7 protein-coding genes are annotated in these 5,239 nt (G+C 70.1%); 5 read left to right on the forward strand and 2 right to left on the reverse strand.

Annotation, left to right across the window (positions count from 1 at the left end; genetic code table 11):
- Together ACKVMH_RS12635 and ACKVMH_RS12640 are read left to right on the forward strand one after the other, a co-directional pair.
- Positions 1 to 226 (forward strand): SPOR domain-containing protein (locus ACKVMH_RS12635; RefSeq protein ID WP_412700561.1); only part of this gene is annotated, 226 nt, incomplete at its 5' end.
- A gap of 69 nt (positions 227 to 295) precedes the next feature.
- A complete protein-coding gene (locus ACKVMH_RS12640) occupies positions 296 to 1,516 on the forward strand; it encodes a D-alanyl-D-alanine carboxypeptidase family protein (RefSeq protein ID WP_412700562.1) in 1,221 nt (406 codons plus the stop codon).
- 66 nt (positions 1,517 to 1,582) lie between these two features.
- Here the strand turns inward: ACKVMH_RS12640 and ACKVMH_RS12645 are convergent, their stop codons facing one another.
- Together ACKVMH_RS12645 and ACKVMH_RS12650 are read right to left on the reverse strand one after the other, a co-directional pair.
- A complete protein-coding gene (locus tag ACKVMH_RS12645; protein ID WP_412700563.1) occupies positions 1,583 to 1,927 on the reverse strand; it encodes a hypothetical protein in 345 nt (114 codons plus the stop codon).
- The gene (locus ACKVMH_RS12650; RefSeq protein ID WP_412700564.1) at positions 1,861 to 2,607 is read right to left on the reverse strand and encodes a CsgG/HfaB family protein; all 747 of its coding nucleotides are present in this window, start codon (positions 2,605 to 2,607) and stop codon (positions 1,861 to 1,863) included. The genes ACKVMH_RS12645 and ACKVMH_RS12650 overlap by 67 nt, the downstream gene beginning before the upstream one ends.
- A 131-nt stretch (positions 2,608 to 2,738) precedes the next feature.
- Between ACKVMH_RS12650 and ACKVMH_RS12655 the strand changes: the two genes are divergently transcribed.
- Genes ACKVMH_RS12655 through lipA form a run of 3 tightly spaced genes read left to right on the forward strand, consistent with a single transcriptional unit; the run spans position 2,739 to position 4,789 of the window.
- Positions 2,739 to 3,017 (forward strand): DUF493 family protein, encoded by a 279-nt coding sequence (locus ACKVMH_RS12655; protein ID WP_215218896.1) that lies wholly within the window; start codon positions 2,739 to 2,741, stop codon positions 3,015 to 3,017.
- A complete protein-coding gene (lipB, locus tag ACKVMH_RS12660) occupies positions 3,005 to 3,718 on the forward strand; it encodes a lipoyl(octanoyl) transferase LipB (RefSeq protein WP_412700565.1) in 714 nt (237 codons plus the stop codon). Before ACKVMH_RS12655 ends, lipB begins: the two co-directional genes overlap by 13 nt.
- 42 nt (positions 3,719 to 3,760) lie before the next feature.
- Complete coding sequence (gene lipA, locus ACKVMH_RS12665) at positions 3,761 to 4,789, forward strand: lipoyl synthase (protein ID WP_215218894.1); 1,029 nt, start codon at positions 3,761 to 3,763, stop codon at positions 4,787 to 4,789.
- The last annotated feature ends 450 nt before the right edge of the window (positions 4,790 to 5,239 follow it).

Here is a 5,239-nt window from a genome sequence, read left to right on the forward strand (position 1 = left end):
CGTGGTCCTGCAGGTCGCCAGCTTCACGACGCGTGGCAATGCCGACCGCGCGCTGGCGATGCTGCGCGGCGCCGGCATCGATGGCGCCAGCCTCGAGGACGGTGCCGCCAACGGCCGGCCGGTGTGGCGCCTGCGGGTGGGTCCGCTTGCCCGCCAGGCGGTGGCGTCGCTGTCGACCCGCATCGCCGGGCTGGGGCTGGGTACCCCGCAGCTGGTCCAGGACTGACCGCGCCCCACCCGACGTTTTTCCCGATAGTCAGACGCCGGCCTGCGCCGGCCCCGGAGTAGTTGAACGATGAAAGTCCCCGCAGTCCTTCGCGCGATCGGCCTGGCCGCGCTGACCACCTTCACCGTCGGCATGGCGTTCGCGCAGCAGCCGGCGCCGGCGCCCAAGCCTGCCGCGCAGGCGCCCGCCAGCGATGCGCTGCCGGTTCCGCCGCCGCCGGAAGTGGCCGGTACCGCCTGGATCGTGATGGACGCGGCCAGCGGCAACGTGCTGGCCGGGGAGAACATCGACCAGCCGCTGGAGCCGGCCAGCATCACCAAGGTCATGACCAGCTACGTGATCGCCGCCGAGATGGCCGGCGGCAAGGTCAGCGAGGACGACCAGGTGATGATGACCGAGCACGCCTGGCGCACCGGCGGGGCCGGCACCGATGGCAGCTACTCCGGCTTCGAGGTCAACAAGACCGCACCGCTGGTGCAGATGGAAAAGGGCATGGTGGTGCAGTCCGGCAACGATGCCGCGATCGCCCTGGCCCAGCACGTGGCCGGCAGCGTCGACGCGTTCGCCGCGCTGATGAACATGTACGCCGAGCGGATCGGCATGCGCAACAGCCACTTCGTGAACCCGACCGGCCTGCCGGCCGAGGGCCACGTGTCGAGCGCGCGCGACCTCGCGCTGCTGGGGCGCGCGCTGATCCGCGACTTCCCGAAGGCGTACTCCTACAACAGCATCCGCGAATTCACGGTCGGGCCGATCACCCAGCCCAACCGCAACGTGCTGCTGTGGCGCGACCAGAGCGTGGACGGCATCAAGACCGGCCACACCTCCGGCGCGGGCTACTGCCTGATGGCCTCGGCCGAGCGCGGCGACCAGCGCCTGATCACCGTCATCCTGGGCTCCACGTCGGAGAAGCAGCGCGCGGACGACAGCCAGGCCCTGCTCAACTGGGGCTTCCGCTTCTACGAGACCCACAAGCTGTACGACGCTGGCACCCAGGTGGCCGACCAGAAGGTCTGGAAGGGTGCGTCGGACCGGCTGCAGCTGGGCGTTGCCGAACCGCTGCTGGTGACCATTCCGCGCGGCCGCTACGAGCGCCTGAAGCCGATGATGGACGTGCCCAAGACCCTGGTCGCGCCGATCGCGAAGGGCCAGGAGATCGGCACGGTCAAGGTGATGCTCGACGACAAGGTGGTGGCGCAGCGGCCGCTGGTGGCACTGAACGCGGTCGAGGAGGGCGGCTTCTTCAAGCGCCTGTGGGACGAGTTCTGGATGTGGTGGGAGTCGGTCTGAGCCGACGCGTCACCGCATGAAGCAAAGGCCGGCGGATGCCGGCCTTTGTCGTTTCAGCGCGCCAGTTCAGCGCGCCAGTTCAAACAACGTCGACGACACCCAGCCCTTGTTGCCGAGCTCGTCCTCGACCTCCCACATCATCGACTGCTTGTTGCCGGTGGGGTACAGCATCATGCCGACATCGAGGTCGCGCACCGCGGCGCCGCCGCCATCGGCCTGCGCCAGCAGCCGGCCCGGCCGGGTCATGCGCACCGCCTGCTGCACGTTCGCGGCGGACGCGCTGGCCGGCAAGCCACCGAGCTGGCCGACCAGGTCGGTGTAGGCCTGCAGGTAGGCGAGGGTGATCACCTGGCCGATCTCGGTGTTGGCGTAGCCGGTCGCGCCGGCACCGCCCAGCAACCCGTTGAACACCCCGGCGCCCGCCCCNGCAGGTAGGCGAGGGTGATCACCTGGCCGATCTCGGTGTTGGCGTAGCCGGTCGCGCCGGCACCGCCCAGCAACCCGTTGAACACCCCGGCGCCCGCCCCCCAGCCCAGGTCGGTCTTGGTCGCGTGGCCTTCGGTCATGGCCAGCTGCTCGGACGAGCGCACGTCGGTCACGGTCAGCACGACGTCGGCGGTCTTGCGCTTGATGTTCAACCCGCCGACCAGCGCACCGACGGTGCGGTCGCCGATCAACCCGCCCAGCAGACCGCCGATGCGGTTGCCGCCGGCATTGGAGTTCTGCGAGACCAGGTCCGGCACCAGCACGTAGTCGGCCGCCTTGACCTGTCCCTTGCCCAGGTTGGAGCCGACCCGCAGGTCGCCGTCGGCCGCGAGCTCGCGCTCGGCTTGCATCGCCGCCATGCCCTTGCCCCGGTCGAGCAGGGTGAAGCAGCCGGAGCGGTTGACGAACACCTTGATGAGCGACGACGGCGCACCGAGCCGGTGCGCGCTCCACCAGTTGTTCTCCGGCTCCAGCACGGCCAGCGTGCCGAGGTTGCGCGAGCAGGTCGGGATGTCGGCCTGGCGGGTCGGCGACTGCGCCTGCAGCGGCAATGGGGCGGCGACGAGGGCGGCGAGGGAGAGGGCGAGCAACGAGGTTGGCTTCATGGTGGGTTTCCGCAACGTATGGGTGGAGGGCCTGCTGCTGCAGGCCGCGCTCACCCATGAAACGCAGGAAGTCGCGGGAAGCTGCCACCGGTCCCCTTGGGTTCCCGAGGCGCCGCTCCCATAATCGCGGAATGGAAATCCGCTCCGACAACCCTGAACACGGCTTCCAGTTCCCCGGCGAGTTCCAGTTGAGCGCGATGGGCCCGGCCGCCCGGGACCTCGAAACCGCGCTCCCGACCCTGCTGCTCGATGCCGGGATCGAGGTCGTGACCGAACAGGTCGACTGGAAGCACTCCTCCAACGGTCGCTACGTCTCGGTGCGCATCGTGTTTCGCGCCGAGTCGCGCGAGCAGTACGACCGTGCGCACGAGGTACTGCGCGGGCACCCGGAAGTGAAGTGGACGCTGTAGCGGCCTGCCCGGCGGCATCGGCCGAAGCCTCCAAAGCCGGGCGTACCCCGCTGCCCGCCGCGCGGGTCCGCGATCTCGGCCGGCAACCCTACGAGCCGGTCTGGCGTGCGATGCAGGCGTTCACCGATGCCCGCGGCGCCGACACCGCCGACGAGCTGTGGCTGGTCGAGCACGAACCGGTGTTCACCCTCGGCCAGGCGGGCAAGCCCGAGCACGTGCTCATGCCGGGCGACATCCCGGTGCTGCACGTCGACCGCGGCGGCCAGGTGACCTACCACGGTCCCGGCCAACTGGTGCTGTACCCGCTGCTCGACCTGAAGCGGCTCAAGGTCGGCGTGCGCGAGTACGTCTGCCGGATCGAGCAGGCGATCATCGACACCCTTGCCGACTGGAACATCGAGGCGGTTCGGCGCGACGGTGCACCGGGCGTCTATGTCGCCGGCGCCAAGATCGCCGCGCTCGGCATCCGCGTGCGGCGCGGTTGCACCTTCCACGGACTGGCCTTCAACATCGACATGGACCTGGCGCCGTTCCAGCGGATCAACCCCTGCGGCTACGCCGGGCTGGCCGTGACCTCGATGGTAGACTTGGGCGGCCCGTCGGGCCTCGACGCGGTGAAGCCCGCGCTGGTCGGACACCTCGCCGCGCAGTTCGGGCTGGCCGTCGAAACCGCGCCGCCGCCGGTGCTGCCGACGCCCTGATAGCCAAGGCCCGGGTCGCCACCCCGGGCGAACCGGATGACCATGACCGACACCGCCACCAAGACCATCCCGCTCGCGGTTGTCAGCGGGGATGCGCCCGTCCCGGTCCAGCCGGCTCCGCTCGTGCCAGGCGTGAAGCAGGTTGCCGGCGACAAGATCAACCGTTCGCCGGTGCAGTTCGCCGATGCGCCAGTGCTGCGCAAGCCTTCGTGGATCCGGGTCCGCATCCCGTCCGGCAACGCGGTCCAGAAGCTCAAGGCCAAGCTGCGCGAGAACCGCCTGGTCACGGTGTGCGAAGACGCCAGCTGCCCGAACATCCATGAGTGCTTCAGCCACGGCACCGCCACGTTCATGATCCTCGGCGAGGTCTGCACCCGCCGCTGCAGCTTCTGCGACGTCGCCCACGGCCGGCCCAAGCCGCCGGACGCGGACGAGCCGCGCCGGCTGGCCGAAACCGTCACCGACATGGGCCTGCGCTACGTGGTGGTGACCAGCGTCGACCGCGACGACCTGCGTGATGGCGGGGCCCAGCATTTCGTCGATTGCATCGCCGCCATCCGCCGGCAGAGCCCGGGCACGAAGATCGAGATCCTGACCCCGGACTTCCGCGGCAAGGGCCGGATGGAGCGCGCGCTGGAGATCCTGGCGACCAACCCGCCGGACGTGTTCAACCACAACCTCGAAACCGTGCCGCACCTGTACCGCAACGTCCGGCCGGGCGCGGACTACCAGTGGTCGCTGACCCTGCTGCGCAAGTTCAAGGCGCAGCACCCGGACGTCACCACCAAGTCCGGGATCATGCTCGGCCTCGGCGAGACCCGGGAGCAGGTGGAGGACACCCTGCGCGACCTGCGCGCCCACGACGTCGACATGATCACGATCGGCCAGTACCTGCAGCCTAGCCCGCACCACCACCCGGTGATGCGCTACTGGACGCCCGACGAGTACCGGCACTTCGAGGAGTTCGGCATGGCGCTGGGCTTCACCCACGTCGCTTCCGGGCCGATGGTGCGCTCGTCCTACCACGCCGACCGCTCGGCGAAGGAAGCCGGGCTGGCAGTCCCGGCCTGACACTCCGGTCCCGGTCCCCGGGTGGCCGCGTTGCCGCGGTCTTCGCGTCGACAGTGGTGTGATGGGGGTGCGCCGGAAGCCGGCGGGGCACTGCGGTGCCGCGCGGCTTCCGACGCGATCTGTTCCGGGCAGGAGCCCAAGCTGAACCGCAATGGTGGCGCGGGCACGCCTGAGCCGCGCTTTGTGCGCCGCCGACGTGACAGTCACTGCAACTTTAGGCACTGTCGGGTGGTCCGAGCTTGCTGCAACCCTGACTACGGCTCGTCACCAGTGGTCGCCACCGCCGGCGCCCGCGAACACCTCCGCGAAGTACCCCATGATCGCCAAGACCCCCCTGTTCGCCCTCCTGCTCACCGCGCCGCTGGCCCTGCTGGCGCGCGCCGACAACGCCGCGCTGCCTGTCCCGGTCGACGCCGGCACGCAGGCGCCGCCGGCGACACTGTCCACGCC

This window comes from Lysobacter zhanggongensis (assembly GCF_046638635.1).
Classification (GTDB): Bacteria; Pseudomonadota; Gammaproteobacteria; order Xanthomonadales; family Xanthomonadaceae; genus Novilysobacter; species Novilysobacter luteus.